Annotated in this window: 12 protein-coding genes and 2 pseudogenes; 6 read left to right on the top strand and 8 right to left on the bottom strand. The window is 40.4% G+C overall.

Annotation, left to right across the window (positions count from 1 at the left end; translation table 11 throughout):
* Positions 1-75: pseudogene (locus tag FTT89_RS14600) on the top strand (IS6 family transposase); the annotation flags it as partial.
* Between the two features lie 65 nt (positions 76-140).
* Here the strand turns inward: FTT89_RS14600 and FTT89_RS14155 are convergent.
* The 4 genes and pseudogenes from FTT89_RS14155 to tviB all read right to left on the bottom strand — a co-directional run.
* A pseudogene (locus tag FTT89_RS14155) lies at positions 141-854 on the bottom strand (glycosyltransferase); the annotation flags it as partial.
* 25 nt (positions 855-879) lie between these two features.
* The gene (locus FTT89_RS14150) at positions 880-2,103 is read right to left on the bottom strand and encodes an oligosaccharide flippase family protein (RefSeq protein WP_180088200.1); all 1,224 of its coding nucleotides are present in this window, start codon (positions 2,101-2,103) and stop codon (positions 880-882) included.
* Positions 2,104-2,107: 4 nt separating this feature from the next.
* Positions 2,108-3,133: an NAD-dependent epimerase/dehydratase family protein gene (locus FTT89_RS14145; protein WP_180088198.1), complete on the bottom strand. Its 1,026-nt coding sequence runs from the start codon at positions 3,131-3,133 to the stop codon at positions 2,108-2,110.
* Between the two features lie 17 nt (positions 3,134-3,150).
* On the bottom strand, positions 3,151-4,428 hold the full coding sequence (gene tviB / locus FTT89_RS14140) for a Vi polysaccharide biosynthesis UDP-N-acetylglucosamine C-6 dehydrogenase TviB (protein WP_180088196.1): 1,278 nt from the start codon (positions 4,426-4,428) through the stop codon (positions 3,151-3,153).
* Positions 4,429-4,744: 316 nt separating this feature from the next.
* Here tviB and FTT89_RS14135 point away from each other — a divergent pair, with 316 nt between their 5' ends.
* From FTT89_RS14135 to FTT89_RS14120, 4 genes are all read left to right on the top strand, one after another.
* A complete protein-coding gene (locus tag FTT89_RS14135) occupies positions 4,745-5,848 on the top strand; it encodes a polysaccharide biosynthesis/export family protein (protein WP_180172900.1) in 1,104 nt (367 codons plus the stop codon).
* Positions 5,848-6,276, top strand: a complete 429-nt coding sequence (locus FTT89_RS14130; protein WP_004814137.1) for a low molecular weight protein-tyrosine-phosphatase — start codon at positions 5,848-5,850, stop codon at positions 6,274-6,276. The genes FTT89_RS14135 and FTT89_RS14130 overlap by 1 nt, the downstream gene beginning before the upstream one ends.
* Before the next feature lie 17 nt (positions 6,277-6,293).
* A complete protein-coding gene (locus tag FTT89_RS14125) occupies positions 6,294-8,480 on the top strand; it encodes a polysaccharide biosynthesis tyrosine autokinase (protein ID WP_180088192.1) in 2,187 nt (728 codons plus the stop codon).
* 145 nt (positions 8,481-8,625) lie between these two features.
* A complete protein-coding gene (locus tag FTT89_RS14120; RefSeq protein ID WP_180172899.1) occupies positions 8,626-10,083 on the top strand; it encodes a capsule assembly Wzi family protein in 1,458 nt (485 codons plus the stop codon).
* A 99-nt stretch (positions 10,084-10,182) separates the two neighbouring features.
* On the opposite strand, the gene FTT89_RS14115 is transcribed toward FTT89_RS14120, so the two are convergent.
* Complete coding sequence (locus FTT89_RS14115; RefSeq protein WP_016658891.1) at positions 10,183-10,827, bottom strand: START domain-containing protein; 645 nt, start codon at positions 10,825-10,827, stop codon at positions 10,183-10,185.
* A gap of 56 nt (positions 10,828-10,883) precedes the next feature.
* Entirely contained in the window at positions 10,884-11,705 is an 822-nt protein-coding gene (gene dapB, locus FTT89_RS14110; RefSeq protein ID WP_075167666.1) for a 4-hydroxy-tetrahydrodipicolinate reductase, read from the bottom strand.
* A 248-nt stretch (positions 11,706-11,953) separates the two neighbouring features.
* On the opposite strand from dapB, the gene FTT89_RS14105 reads away from it, so the two are divergent.
* Entirely contained in the window at positions 11,954-12,226 is a 273-nt protein-coding gene (locus FTT89_RS14105; protein WP_016658893.1) for a hypothetical protein, read from the top strand.
* 295 nt (positions 12,227-12,521) lie between these two features.
* On the opposite strand, the gene FTT89_RS14100 is transcribed toward FTT89_RS14105, so the two are convergent.
* Positions 12,522-13,598, bottom strand: coding sequence for an acyltransferase (locus FTT89_RS14100; RefSeq protein WP_180172898.1), 1,077 nt, complete (start codon positions 13,596-13,598; stop codon positions 12,522-12,524).
* Positions 13,599-13,908: 310 nt separating this feature from the next.
* On the bottom strand, positions 13,909-14,376 hold a 468-nt coding region (locus FTT89_RS14095; RefSeq protein WP_180108459.1), incomplete at its 5' end, for a transposase family protein.

Here is a 14,376-nt window from a genome sequence, read left to right as displayed (position 1 = left end):
GGCCAGGCCTCAGCATTTTATTATGGTGATCCCCTGGGCGAAATGCGCCTGGTAAGCAGAGTTTTTGAAACGTAAGGCCTTTGAATAAGACAAAAGGCTGCCTCATCGCTAACTTTGCAACAGTGCCCTTCTAATTCTTTTACTTTTTCTTTAATTTCAGCTTTTAATGAACCATCTCCTACCAGAACTAAATATGCTTTATCATTTTTTTTTCGAAACTCCGCGAAAACATCTATTAAAAAATGATGGTTTTTAGGGGTACTAAATCGGCCTACATGACCCAATACAAATGCATCGGATGGAATACCTAAATCTTCTCTAAGTGAAATTTTCTTATGAGAAACACTATATAAATTAATATCTATTCCACATGGAATAACACTACATTTTGTATTACTTTTCCACTGGTCTCCATATAGGCATTCTGCTGCTAAATCACTAACTGCTATACAACTTGTTGAATAATATTTTATAAGAACTTTCATAAAACTTATATAATATTTTCTTATTAATGAACTATTCTTTTCTTTGAACCTAGTATCACTATGACAATGACTAATTCTATTTTTAATACCACATAAAAAGGCGACCAGTAAAACCAAACCACTAAAGGCATGCACATGACTATGCACAACATCAGGCTTTACTTTTTTAAAAGTCCTGTACAAGTTGAGTGCATACATCAAAGGATTGCTTGAATAAGGACAATAGTATGTTTGACTACCTAAACTATAGATTTCATCGTCATAAAATGCCTTTTCTTTATGATGAACAATAAACTCATGATTAATAAACCCTTTGTCAGTATTACGTAGCAAAGTCATCAACCATGCCTCTACACCACCAGCATTCATTGCACCTAAAACATGTACAACTTTCTTAGACATCTCGAGTCAATTCCTGAATTTTTGTATAAATAATAAATGAGCTAATTAGAAATTGGGAAACTGCAGACAATATTGTTGTATAGATAGCTCCAGTTAATCCATAAACTGGGATCAACAAATAGCTATATATCACTGTCAAACATACTAAAATTAAAAAAACAGGCATTTGTATTTTTAACAATTTCAGACTTGTAAGCAAATAACCATTTACTACTGAAAGATAGGTAAATATTCCAGCAATCATAATATAGGGTAATAAATAAGCATATGCCAGATAATCCTTACCATATATAATTTTTATAATAAAATCATTCAAGAATAAAGATACAACTAAACCAGACACACCAAGAGATAATGCTATAAGAAATGCATTTTTTATTATTCCCTTTAATTCCTCTATTCTTAAATCTCTATAAAATTCTGAAAAATTTGGACTCAAATACTGACACACTGAATTTATCGCTATTCCACCTATTACAATAAAGTAATATAAGATTGTATAAACGCCTACCAACTCCACATTTGAATAATGCTCCAAAAAATATCTTGGAATATTGGTCTGTAATGAAACTAACATGACGGCTACGCCTAATGGCAGACCAATTTGCATAATTTTTATTAATTTTTTATCAAAAAAATTAATTTCTCTTAAGTGGTTTATATTTTGCCTAATATCCAATAAGCCTAAGACAAAAAGGTAACCTATAAGCGTCGCAGCAAGCGAATATACTATATTGTGGGTTATATAGAGAACACAGAAAGAAAGTAGAATTACCAAAACTGATTTAAAGGTTAAGGATCTACTAATAAATTTTGTTTTTTTATTAGCATTATAATAAGCATATATAATATCTGATACAGATTCACTTGCTTTTATCAATACAACAGCAAGTACAATACTCAGTGCAAGATTATTTTCCCAATCAACAAAAAATAAACTTATAAGAATCGCAAGAAGTATCGTCATCAGTCTTAATGATAAATATTCTGAAAAACTGAATTTTTTCTCTAAGTTAAAATCTGCAACAACTAAAGGTCTTAATTGCAAATTAGATAACATAAAAATTGGAGCTGTTATTGCTAAGGCATATGAGTAATACCCTAGTTGCATAGGACTACTAAAATGACTGAACATAATCAGCATTAGCCATTGAGAAAAGGCAAATAAAATATTGCCACTCAATAACCATTTTGCTTTATTTAACAGGCTCCACATAATATTAAGTTAAACTTTTAACATACCATGACATAGCCAATTCAATGCCTTGATTAATTTTTTGGGTTGGTTGGTAGCCTAATAAATTTTCAATCTTTTCAATACTTGCCTGTGAATGTCGCACATCTCCTACACGAAACTCACGATATATAGGCTCTTTCGTATAAATCACACCATTTTCACTTAACGCAGCTTTAATGGCATTAAACAAATCATTTAGCGTAGTACGATCCCCTACTGCCACATTATAAACCTGATTTTTAGCTTCATCATTTTGCGTAGTGGCTGCCAGAATATTGGCCTGCACTGTATTTTCGATAAAACAAAAATCGCGACTAGTTTCACCATCACCATTAATGAAAACATCATCACCAGCAATCATGGCTGCTGTCCATTTTGGAATAACTGCAGCATAGGCTCCATTCGGGTCCTGGCGCTTGCCGAAGACATTGAAGTAACGCAAACCGATGGTTTTAAAGCCATAGGTTCGGGCAAAGACTTCAGCATACAGCTCATTTACATATTTGGTGACCGCATAAGGTGAAAGTGGCTTGCCGATATTTTCTTCCACTTTAGGCAGTGCCGGATGGTCACCATAAGTTGAACTGCTGGCGGCATAGGTAAAGCTTTTCACTTCTGCATCTCGTGCAGCCGTCAGCATATTTAAAAAGCCGGTAATATTGGCCGCATTGGTGGTAATTGGGTCTGCAATAGAACGTGGTACAGAACCTAAAGCTGCTTCATGCAAGACATAGTCCACTCCTGCACATGCTTTCTGGCAATCTGCAAAATTACGGATATCACCTTCATAAAACTTGAAGTTTGCCCATTGCTCAGGCTTGACCAGACTTTGCACTTCATCCAGATTATGCTGATGACCTGTGGCAAAATTATCCAAACCTACTACATTTTGGTTCAGCTTTAATAAAGTTTCCAGTAAGTTTGAGCCAATAAAGCCTGCCACACCGGTAATTAACCAGGTTTTTGGTACTTGTTGTAATTGCTCGCATACAGTTTGATATTGGCTCATGTTTAAGGTCCCTATAATTACAGACGAAGGTCAGATTCAGATTGATCCAGTACATATTTCAGATCATATAAAATATGTGCTGGCTTACCCAGGGCACGTAATGCTTCAGCACCCATGGCTTTAAACTGATCATGTGCAACGGCTAAAATTACTGCGTCATACTGACCCTGTTCCACGTTTTTGACCGGATTAATCCCGTATTCATGTTGAGCTTCGCTTGCATCTACCCATGGGTCATACACATCGGCAGCAATATTGTATTCTGTCAGTTCATTGACAATATCAATAATTTTGGTATTACGAATATCCGGGCAGTTTTCTTTAAAACTTAAGCCTAAAACCAGAACCTTAGCGCCTTCGACCTGAATTTTTTTCTTAATCATTGCTTTTACCAGCTGGGTCACCACATAAGCCCCCATACCATCATTTAAACGGCGACCTGCCAAGATAATTTCAGGATGATAACCAATAGACTGCGCTTTATGGGTTAAATAATACGGGTCTACCCCAATACAATGGCCACCAACCAAACCAGGACGAAATGGCAAAAAGTTCCATTTTGTTCCAGCTGCTTTTAAAACCGCTTCGGTATCAATACCCATTTTATTAAAGATCACGGCCAGCTCATTAATGAGTGCGATGTTGACGTCACGCTGGGTATTTTCAATAACTTTTGCTGCTTCAGCAACTTTAATACTGGTTGCTTTATGGGTACCCGCTTCAATAATCAGGTTATAAACCTGATCAACAAAGTCTGCAACTTCTGGAGTAGATCCTGAAGTAATTTTTAAAATATTGGTCACACGGTGCAACTTGTCCCCCGGATTAATTCGTTCCGGGCTATAACCGGCAAAGAAGTCCTGATTAAATTTTAAACCCGAAACCTTTTCTAATACCGGAATACAGTCTTCTTCAGTTGCGCCTGGGTATACAGTAGACTCATACACCACCACATCACCTTTTTTTAACACCTGACCAATACTGGTCGAAGCCTTAATAAGCGGGGTTAAATCGGGTTGTTTATAGTCATCAATTGGTGTAGGGACTGTCACAATAAAAAAGTTGCAGCTTTTTAAATCATCTAAATTGACTGAATAGGAAAGCTGGGCCGCCTGTTGTAGCTCTTCTGGTGATACTTCTAAAGTATGGTCTTGACCACTTTGTAATTCTTCAATCCGTTTTTTGTGAATATCAAATCCAATTACCGGAACCTTTTTTCCAAATTCCACGGCAAGTGGTAAACCAACATAGCCTAAACCAATTACGGCAATTTTCAGGTCAGAGAGCTTTAGCATTTTAACGCCTTATTTATATACTATACTTATGAAGAGCAAATCTTTCGGCAGGAATATTAGCAGAAAATCATGAATGTTCTGTTATGATTTTTAGCCAAAAAATCTAAAATGCTTCCTTTTGTGTCTGTTTTTTGCAAATCATCTTTCTATAATTTTGCAGTCCCTCACAATTTAGATACTTTTTGCCTCATTTTTCTGGCTGTGCTTGCGTATACTTTCGCAATCTACTTACAATTTGTTATATACCCTTAAAATAACTTCGGTAAACTATTTTTTATTTTTTATGATTTTAGAAAAATCGAGAACGGGAATACGTGTGAGACAATTTAAATCTATAATTCTACTGTCTTTTTTGGTGACAGCAAGCGGGTGTGCGGTCACCTCCGGCTTACAGACCTATGACTTACCTGCTGAGGGTGTCTATCAAACAGACTTGGGGACTTCGGTGAATGTGGTCCGGCTCACTCAAGATACTGTACTCGGTTTGCAACCGGCCGTACAAAATATTCAGCAAGATTATGCTCACCTGTTTACCCAGTCACATCGCAACTATAGCCTCAGCCCAGGCGACATCCTGTCGATCTATTTATGGGCTTACCCAGAAATTACGCCTCCCACCAATACAATCAGTAGTGAAAAAGCTGTGGAATCAAATGGTTATCAAATTGACCAAAGTGGCTATATTCAATTCCCGATTATTGGCCGCTATAAAGCTGCGGGCAAATCTTTAAGTCAGGTAAACCGTGAGCTGCGTAGTCAACTATCCCGTTATTTAAAAACGCCTGATGTAGTAGCACGGGTTCTGTCTTATCAGGGCCAACGTTACTCGGTACAGGGCAATGTAATGAAAGGTGGCCAGTTCTATTTAAGTGACCAGCCGACCAGTGTCTATACTGCTTTAGGTCTGGCGGGTGGTGTCAATGCCCAGCAAGGCAATAATGCCTCTATTACCTTGGTACGTCAGGGGCAAACCTATCATTTAAACAGTATTGAGCTGGAACAAGCCGGTTTTTCTTTACATAATCTGCTGATTCAACCGAATGACACCCTCTATGTAAACAGCCGCGAAAACCAGAAAATTTATGTGATGGGTGAGTCGGGTAAAAACCAGTCTTTACCGCTTCGAGATCAGGGCATGAGTCTGAGTGATGTACTCGGTGAAAGTCTGGGCTTAAATCCATTGTCGGCTAGCCGTAGTAAAATCTATGTGTTACGCAGTCAGCCAAGTGGCGCACAAACCGAAGTCTATCATCTGGACTTAACCAGCATTGCCGACTTTGGTCTGGCCAATCAGTTTAAAATGCGCAGTAATGATATTGTCTATGTCGATGCATCGGGCCTTGCGCGCTGGCAACGTGTCGTGAATCAGATTATTCCATTCTCAAATGCTTTATATAATTTAGACCGTTTGGGGAACTAATGAAAATTAACAATATTCTGGTGGTCTGTATTGGCAATATTTGCCGTAGCCCGATGGCGGAATACTTTTTAAAACAGGAATTTCCGCATTTACAGATTGAGTCTGCCGGTATTTCCGGGCTGGTCGGTCATGCAGCCGATGACAAAGCCAGCCTGTGCATGCAGCGTTTAGGGATTGATATGAGCCCGCATGTGGCCCGCAAGCTGAATGCCGAGCTGGTCAAGAAAGCCGACCTGATTTTAGTGATGAGTCAGAACCAGCAAAAACATGTGGAACAGACCTGGCCCTTTGCCAAAGGAAAAACCTTTAGGCTGGGGCACTGGCAAAGTAAAAATGTGGCCGATCCTTACCAGCATGATCAGGCAGTATTTGATGAAACCTGCCAGCTGATTCAGGCCTGCATTGCAGACTGGAAAAAATATATTTAACTTTCGAACAAAAGACTATGAGCCAAAATACCAATACAGAAGATACCATTGACCTGAAGGAATTGTTTTTCTCCTTAATTGCCCAGTGGAAACTGATTGCTCTCTGTGTCATTTTAAGTTTGGTCTGTGCCTTACTTTATTTAAGAACCACACCAGACACCTATCAGGTCGATGCACTGGTTCAGGTCGAAGAAAATAAAGGGGCATCTGCCGCCTTATTGGGCGATTTGTCCAATATGATTGAGCAGAAATCACCGGCTCAGGCCGAAATTGAGATTCTGAAATCGCGTCTGGTACTCGGTACCGTCATTGATCGCCTGAATTTAAATATTCGCATTCATGGTACAGAAGACAGTTTCTGGAGCCGCTTACTGAATAAGCACGAGTATGACAGTGAATATTCAGCTCAATCCGTGCTGTTTAAAGACAACCAGAAAAGCTTTGATGTACGCAGCTTTGAGATTCCAGATTACTATCGTGATAAAAGTCTGCTACTTAGTTTTGCCGAAGGTCAATACCGTTTAACGGATTCAGCCACAGAACAGGTGGTCTTTTCTGCACCCCTGAACCAGACCAGCCAGTTACAGTCTGAATATGGTCTATGGAAAGTCGGTATTTATAGTCAGGACAGCTTTGATAGCACGTATCTGATCCAAAAGCAAAGCCTGCCTGCCGCAGTTCGCAGCCTGCTCGCTAACTATTCGGTGGTCGAAAAAGGTAAAATGACCGGTGTGCTGGGCCTCAACTACCAGGGTACCGATAAACAGCATATTACCCAGGTGCTCAATGCCATTTTAGCGGCCTATAGTCAACAGAATATTGAACGTCGCTCGGCTGAAACCGCACAAACCTTAAAATTCCTGGAAGATCAGCTGCCTGAACTGAAACAACAACTGGATGTCGCTGAACGTGAATTTAACCGTTTCCGCCAGCAGTACAATACGGTCGATGTCACCAAGGAATCAGAGCTGTATCTGACCCAAAGCGTGACCCTGGAAACCCAAAAAGCCGAGCTGGAACAAAAAGTGGCTGAGGCATCGGCCAAATATACGGCTGAACACCCGATCATGCAGCAAATGAATGCGCAATTATCAGCAATTAATAAAAAGATTAATGAGCTAGATGGAACATTAAGACGCTTACCAGAATTGCAACGCCAGTATCTGCAACTGTTCCGCGAAGTGGAAGTCAAACAGCAGCTGTATACCGGCCTGCTTAATTCTTATCAGCAGTTACGTATTGCCAAAGCCGGTGAAATTGGCAATGTGCGTATTGTCGATACCGCGGTGGAACCGATTGAACCAATTAAGCCAAAGAAATTACAGATCCTGATTCTGTCGATTTTCCTCGGTGGTTTCCTCGGCACACTGTTGGCCTTATTACGGAATATGCTACGTAGTGGCGTTAAGGATTCTACCCAAATTGAAAATGAACTGGACTTGCCGGTATATGCCACTGTGCCGCGTTCGCCTGTACAGGAAAACCGGATCAAACTGCTGAAGAAGAAAAAGAATATTCCAATTCTGGCGGTCAAGCATAGCGATGATATTGCCATTGAAAGCCTACGCAGTATGCGTACTGCCATTCATTTTGCCTTAAGCAGCGCCAAGAACAATATTATTATGGTTTCTGGTCCTGCACCGGAAGTCGGCAAGTCCTTTATTTCGACCAACCTGGCCACCATTCTGGCACAAAGCCAGAAACGGGTACTAATTATTGATGCTGACTTGCGCCGTGGTTATTTGCATAAATACTTTAACCATGCAAACCAACCGGGTCTGGCAGACTACTTAAATGGTCAGACCGAGTTAAGCCAGGTCATTAAAGCTACAGAGGTGTCCGGTCTAGATGTGATTGCCCGTGGTAAGAGTCCGGCCAACCCGTCTGAACTGCTCAGCACTAATCAATTTGCGGCGATGCTGAATCAGCTGTCAGAACAGTATGATCATATCCTGATTGATACTCCACCAATTCTGGCGGTCACAGACGGGATTATTATTTCCCAGCATGCCGGGGTGAATCTGGTGATTGCACGCTATGCCAAGACACAAATGAAGGAGCTTGAATTGACCATCAACCGTTTTGAACAGGCGGGCGTGAAAGTCAATGGTATTATCCTGAATGATATTCAGCGCTCCAGTGCAGGCTATGGTTATGGCTATAACTATTCCTATGCCTATAAAGCCAATAAGGATAATGACTAATTTTGCAGTGACCGATTGCTTTAAAAATCTCGCTACGGCGGGATTTTTAATCTTCCCAGATTACAACTCTACTCAACAGTTTGCATTGAAAAAATAAACTCGTCCGCCTATGGTGTGGAGAGCAAAAAACTCCTGAGAATCAAAAATGCGTCTATCAAAAATATTGCTTGCAACCCTTGCTCTCAGCTCATCCCTGACCTTTGCCCAAGGGATTGTGCTGAATGACCAGAACCTGCGTACCGACCTGAATTGGCTGAATCAGCAAGGGGTGATTCAGATCAGCACCTCCACCTGGCCCATGAGTGGCGATGAAATTCAGCGTGCCCTGTCTCAGGCGAAAATCAGCAACTCTGTCCAGCAAAAAGTAGTGGATGCAGTCCTCACTCATTTAAATGCCGATAATCAGCTTCTGAAAGCTGCGCTATTTGCAGAAACTGATCATAAGTATCTGCCTCAAGCCTTTGGTGATCAGGAAAAATCACAATATCAGGCCGGTCTGGAACTGAATGCTGGCGGTAGCCAATGGGATGCCCGGTTACGGGTGAATGCCGAAAAAGACCCACAGATTGATCATGATCAGGATGTGAATGTAGAAGGCTCTTATATTGCCGGGAAACTCTGGAATCAGTGGCTGATTGCCGGCCAGATTCCGACGTATTGGGGACCCGGTCATGAGGGGAGTCTGATTCGTGGCGATGCCAGCCGCCCAGTCTATGGCATTACGGCGCAGCGGGCAGAACAGACTGCTTTTAGCAGTAAATGGCTGTCCTGGATTGGGCCATGGCAATATCAGGCCTTTGCCGGTCAGCTGGACCATTATGATGCAGTCCCGGATGCTAAACTGATTGGGCTGCGTGTTACTGCTCAGCCGCTTCCCTATCTAGAACTGGGGGCTTCACGTGCTATTCAGTGGGGGGGTGAAGGACGTCCGGAAAGCTTGAGCTCACTCTGGGATGCGTTTGTTGGCAACAAAGACAATGGCGGCACGGGTGAACCCGATCCATCGAACCAGATTGCCGGTTTTGATGCCCGTTTAAACCTGCAACCTTTAGTGCAAATGCCGCTGGGTGTCTATGCGCAATATGTCGGTGAAGATGAAGCCGGCGGCCTGCCCGCGAAAAAAATGTATCTGGCCGGGGTGGATTATTCATCTAGCTACCAGAATATGCCCTACCAGCTGTATAGCGAATGGGCTGACACGCGTACCAATGGCAAGGCACAAGGGATTTCCTATAATCATAGTGTTTATACCGATGGCTTCTATCAGCATGGTTACCCATTAGCACATGCAATGGGTGGTGATGGCCAGATGATTGCTGTGGGCGGCGATATCCGTTTTGATCCTTTAAACCGTCTGCATGGCCGGGTGCTGTTTGCTAAATTTGATCAAGCAGCCAATCGACCAGGTAGCCGTCAAACAAACTATGCTTTTCCTGAGCAAGATGAGCTAACAGCTTTAGATATCACCTGGACACATTATCTACGTCCGGATATTCCACTTAGACTGAATGGCTGGCTGGGGGATTCAGACCTGCACGGTAAAGATGGCGGTGCCTCAATCGGCATTGAATTCCCGCTGGAAAAAGGACTATTTAGCTACTAAGGCAGTTAAATCTCGTTTTAAAGACTCAGATCAGCGGTATTTCAATACGCTTTCTGAGTCTGCTGATCCCTGACCCGTCTAGCACCAGACGGGTAGTTTTTATCTTAAAATCGCCGGTAAGGGGCGCTCGCGGCCCGGCAGACTCAGCTCCAGTTTCATTTTTTGCAGCATCTGATAAGGCTGCTGCTGCACAAACATATTCACAAAACTGGTTGGAATCGAACCGGCCGGATCGGCATAACCATAGGTAGACACCTTAACCCGGTTGGCGCCCAGTTTTTGAAAGGTCCAGTCGCCTTCATAATGGGTTAAACGCACATAGCTCGGGTTTAAGGGATAACCCTGGCTGACGGCCTTATTCTGAATATGAATCACGCCTTGAGCATCTTTAAACATTCTGCCTTTGACCACCAGATCACGGTCTTTTAACGGAAAAGGAAAATCCAGCACCATATACAGCAGGAACTCACCTTTCTGGTCATCACGCGACAGTACCTTAACGCTGCCCATATACGGCACCCAGCTGATGGCATGCTCCACATCCAGAATCAGGCCAGCGGCTTTTTCAATCGAAACCGGAAAAGTGGTTTCGGCCTTGTACAAAAATACCGGGTTTTGCGGATGCTGATAGGTCCAGACCTTAATATTATTTTTATGAATATTGAGTTTGGCATTCTGCAAATTCTGGGCGGGTACACTCGCCGCCATGGCGAGCGCACCGGCCAATACAATCCATTTTTTCATTCCATTGTTCATCTTATTTTAGTTTTAGTGTTGTTATAACGGATTTTACAGCGGTTTTAAACTTGAATATCGTTAAAACCCAAGACATCTTTCATGTCATATTTACGCGCATCACGACCGACCACCCAGGCAGCAGCACGCACGGCACCGGCAGCAAAGTTCATCCGGTTGGTGGCTTTGTGGGTAATTTCGACGCGCTCGCCTTCACCAATAAACATGGCGGTGTGTTCACCGACAATATCGCCGCCACGAATGGTCTGGAAACCAATGCTTTGACGCTCACGCGGACCGGTATGCCCTTCACGATGATAGACCGCATCTTTTTTCAGGTCACGGCCCAGGGTTTCTGCAATTGCTTCACCCATCATTAAAGCAGTACCAGATGGCGCATCGACTTTATGACGATGGTGCGCTTCAATCACTTCAATATCTACCGTATCGCCAAATACTTTAGAAGCAAGTTCTAAAAGCTTAATTGAAACATTGACCCCGACAGAATAATTCGCGGCATAGACCACCGGAGTTTGTGTTGCCGATTCATCCAGATAGGCTTTCTGTTCATCATTCATGCCGGTGGTGCCAATCACAATTGCCACACCTGCTTCACGACAAATTTTCAGATGGTTTACAGTGGCTGCCGGTGCAGTAAAGTCGATGACCACGTCACACTGCTTCACCACCTCTTCCAGGCTGCCGACCACGTTCACACCCAGGCTGCCAATGCCCGCAAGCTCGCCTGCATCTGCACCGATTAAGCTACTTTCCGGACGTTCCACCGCAGCTGCAAGTTGATAACCGGCCTGCTCAACGGCTTGAATAAGGATGCGTCCCATACGGCCACCGGCACCTAATACACCAATGCGTGGAGTTGCTGACATAACATATTCCTGATGTTGATTCGAAATTGTCCTTACTATATCAAAACTCCCTGCCCAGACTAAGCCGGCAGTCTAAAAAAGCCAAAAAAAACTAAGATGACTCAGCCGTAGCCCGCACACCCGATAATTTAAAAATAGAAATTGAAAAGAAAGTTCTGATTTCTCGCGTTTTTTCACAAAAGTGCAAAATTGCTACAGCAGACTAGCCGTCACGAATGAATAGAATAGAGATTATAAGGAGATCAAGCATGCATTCGAAACAACTGGGGATGGCAGTGTGTATGGGGCTACTGATGAGCTCGGCTTGGGCAGAACCGCCATTACAACCAGGTGATACCTTAGAAAGCCTGTCTCAGGTCCGCATTACCACCACTTTACAGCCAGCAGTATCGGCAGAAGAAGCAGCACAAGTGGCGTTAATTGATGCAATTGAAGAAGAACAAAGCGAACAGAGCACCGAGATGGCTGTATCTCAGGACGATGCGCTGGTGGCAGAAATTGACCCGGTAGAAGGGGTTTAATTTTTGGTGGTGTTTCAAAAAGTATGCTGACTATATTTTAATCATAATTTAAATCGGCTTTGTTGCATAAATATGTAAGCATCTGATTTAAATAAATTTAATTTTGGATCAAAAACAATCAAAACTTTTAAAATCATATAGTTATGAAATCTTTGTGCAACAAAGCCATTTAAATCTCATAAAGCATTAAAAATATAGTGATTTTAATTTACTTCTTTTCAATTTTTCTATTGACAGAGTTAACTAGCATACTTTTTGAAACACCACCAAATTTTAGTTGTTTAGGGGCTTTAATCTATTTTTTATAACTTTGTATAACAGAGTCTTTTTGAACTGGGATCTTACTAATTTTTTTTGCATACCGTTTGGAAGAAAAAAATAAATCAACAAAAGAATATTTTCTTAGGTAACAGATAGCAGAACAAAATAATAATATCGATATTAATATTGATATATATCCTATAGAGCTCTTAAATATAAAGCTTCCTTCTGGGATAAACTTAGATACAGCTTGAATTAACAATTGATGAAGTACATAAAATACAATTGAATTTTTACCTATGAAAATTATAGGTTTTATAGGTGAAATTGAAGAGAGAAAAATAAATAATGGAATTGAAAATAAAGGTAGACATAGAGTAAATAGAGTCTTAACTATCGATGGCGGTATTGTTGCCAATATAGATATTATTAAGAAAGAAATTAAAGATATCACAAGAACTATTTTGTTTTTAGATTCTTTAAGTATATCTTTTTTATGTAATACTAGCCAATCAGCTAAATAAAAGAACGGAAATAAATAAAATGCAGTAGCGATTCTATTATTATGAATTCCGGCGAATATTGAGTCTTCAGGAATAGCAGGAGATATAAGACTTAAATACCAACATATTGGTATAACTATATATATAGGTAATTTTCGAATAAATGGTATAATTAAGAAAAATATAAATAAAGTATATAAGAACCAAATAGTAGACTGACCACCTGTTATCGTAGATAGTAATAAATTTAAAGGCTCAATTTTGTTATTTACTATATTGGAAAAATATAATTTTAAGAAACCATAGATGGATGACCAAATAATAAATGGCCAGAGTATAGAATGAAGTTTTCCCTTAAAATAAATATCTTTACCTTTCTTTAACCCAGAATTGACGAATAGTCCCGCCACAAAGAGTATCAGCCCTAATCTGACAGGATTTAAAAGATCACTTATTTCCTGACTTAAAAAGGGAGCGAAAGCTAAACTATTCCAAGGTAGTTGATTTACTAAATGCCCCAAGATAACTGCTAATATGGCCCAACCACGCAGGCTATCTATCCAAAAAATTCTATCATTAGTAATCAATTTTTGTTTTTTAAATACCATAAGAGAAATCAATCAGTTAACTAAAATTGTACACACTATAATAAAATATAAAAAATATGCAAGGATTAAGAATTAGATTAAGATTAATTGCATTTTGCAACATAGCTTTCATACAGATTATTTTTTAAATTTCTATATCCAATTGGCTTTGTTGCATAAATATGTAAGCATCTGATTTAAATAAATTTAATTTTGGATCAAAAAATAATCAAAACCTTTAAAATCATATAGTTATGAAATCTTTGTGCAACAAAGCCTATCCAATTTAATTAAAAAATATATATTTCAATTAATAGATTTCTTTCATAAGTCATTTTTTACTCAGCTCCAAGTTATAAATTCCAGCAATTAGATTGAATCTTAATGCTAGTCTTTTGCCTCGATTGCGATATCGCTCAGCAAGAATTTTGAAGGTTTTCAAACTGCCAAATACATGCTCAATTCCAATTCTTCTTTTATTGATTTCCTGATTATAGATTTTTAGTTCGGAATCCAGTTTACAGCGCTTCTTTGCTTTTAATGGCAACAAGCTATTTGGATACACTGTATAAATTCCCTGATAACCCTTATCCGCAAGGATAAATGCACCTGCAGGAATCTGATTCAAGTTACGTTTGAAGAGTTCGAAATCATGTACGGCACCACGACTCGTACATAAACTCAGGATTTTTTGAGTTTGATAATGAATGATGGCCTGTACTTTGAAGGTGTGGGTCTTTTTCTTGCCGCTATAGCTTTTCTTCTGTTTTTTTAGGCCTTTGGATTGGAATTTCTGTGG

The sequence above is a fragment of the Acinetobacter sp. YH01025 genome (genome assembly GCF_013420185.1).
Lineage (GTDB): Bacteria > Pseudomonadota > Gammaproteobacteria > Pseudomonadales > Moraxellaceae > Acinetobacter > Acinetobacter indicus.
The sequence above is the reverse complement of the archived record's forward strand: the minus strand, read 5'-3'. Positions and strand labels throughout refer to the sequence as shown.

Coding starts and splice junctions, on each gene's coding strand:
- FTT89_RS14150 (WP_180088200.1), bottom strand. CDS start 2,103: ATGTGGAGCCTGTTAAATAAAGCAAAATGGTTATTGAGTGGCAATATT.
- FTT89_RS14145 (WP_180088198.1), bottom strand. CDS start 3,133: ATGAGCCAATATCAAACTGTATGCGAGCAATTACAACAAGTACCAAAA.
- tviB (WP_180088196.1), bottom strand. CDS start 4,428: ATGCTAAAGCTCTCTGACCTGAAAATTGCCGTAATTGGTTTAGGCTAT.
- FTT89_RS14130 (WP_004814137.1), top strand. CDS start 5,848: ATGAAAATTAACAATATTCTGGTGGTCTGTATTGGCAATATTTGCCGT.
- FTT89_RS14125 (WP_180088192.1), top strand. CDS start 6,294: ATGAGCCAAAATACCAATACAGAAGATACCATTGACCTGAAGGAATTG.
- FTT89_RS14120 (WP_180172899.1), top strand. CDS start 8,626: ATGCGTCTATCAAAAATATTGCTTGCAACCCTTGCTCTCAGCTCATCC.
- FTT89_RS14115 (WP_016658891.1), bottom strand. CDS start 10,827: ATGAAAAAATGGATTGTATTGGCCGGTGCGCTCGCCATGGCGGCGAGT.
- dapB (WP_075167666.1), bottom strand. CDS start 11,705: ATGTCAGCAACTCCACGCATTGGTGTATTAGGTGCCGGTGGCCGTATG.
- FTT89_RS14105 (WP_016658893.1), top strand. CDS start 11,954: ATGCATTCGAAACAACTGGGGATGGCAGTGTGTATGGGGCTACTGATG.
- FTT89_RS14100 (WP_180172898.1), bottom strand. CDS start 13,598: ATGGTATTTAAAAAACAAAAATTGATTACTAATGATAGAATTTTTTGG.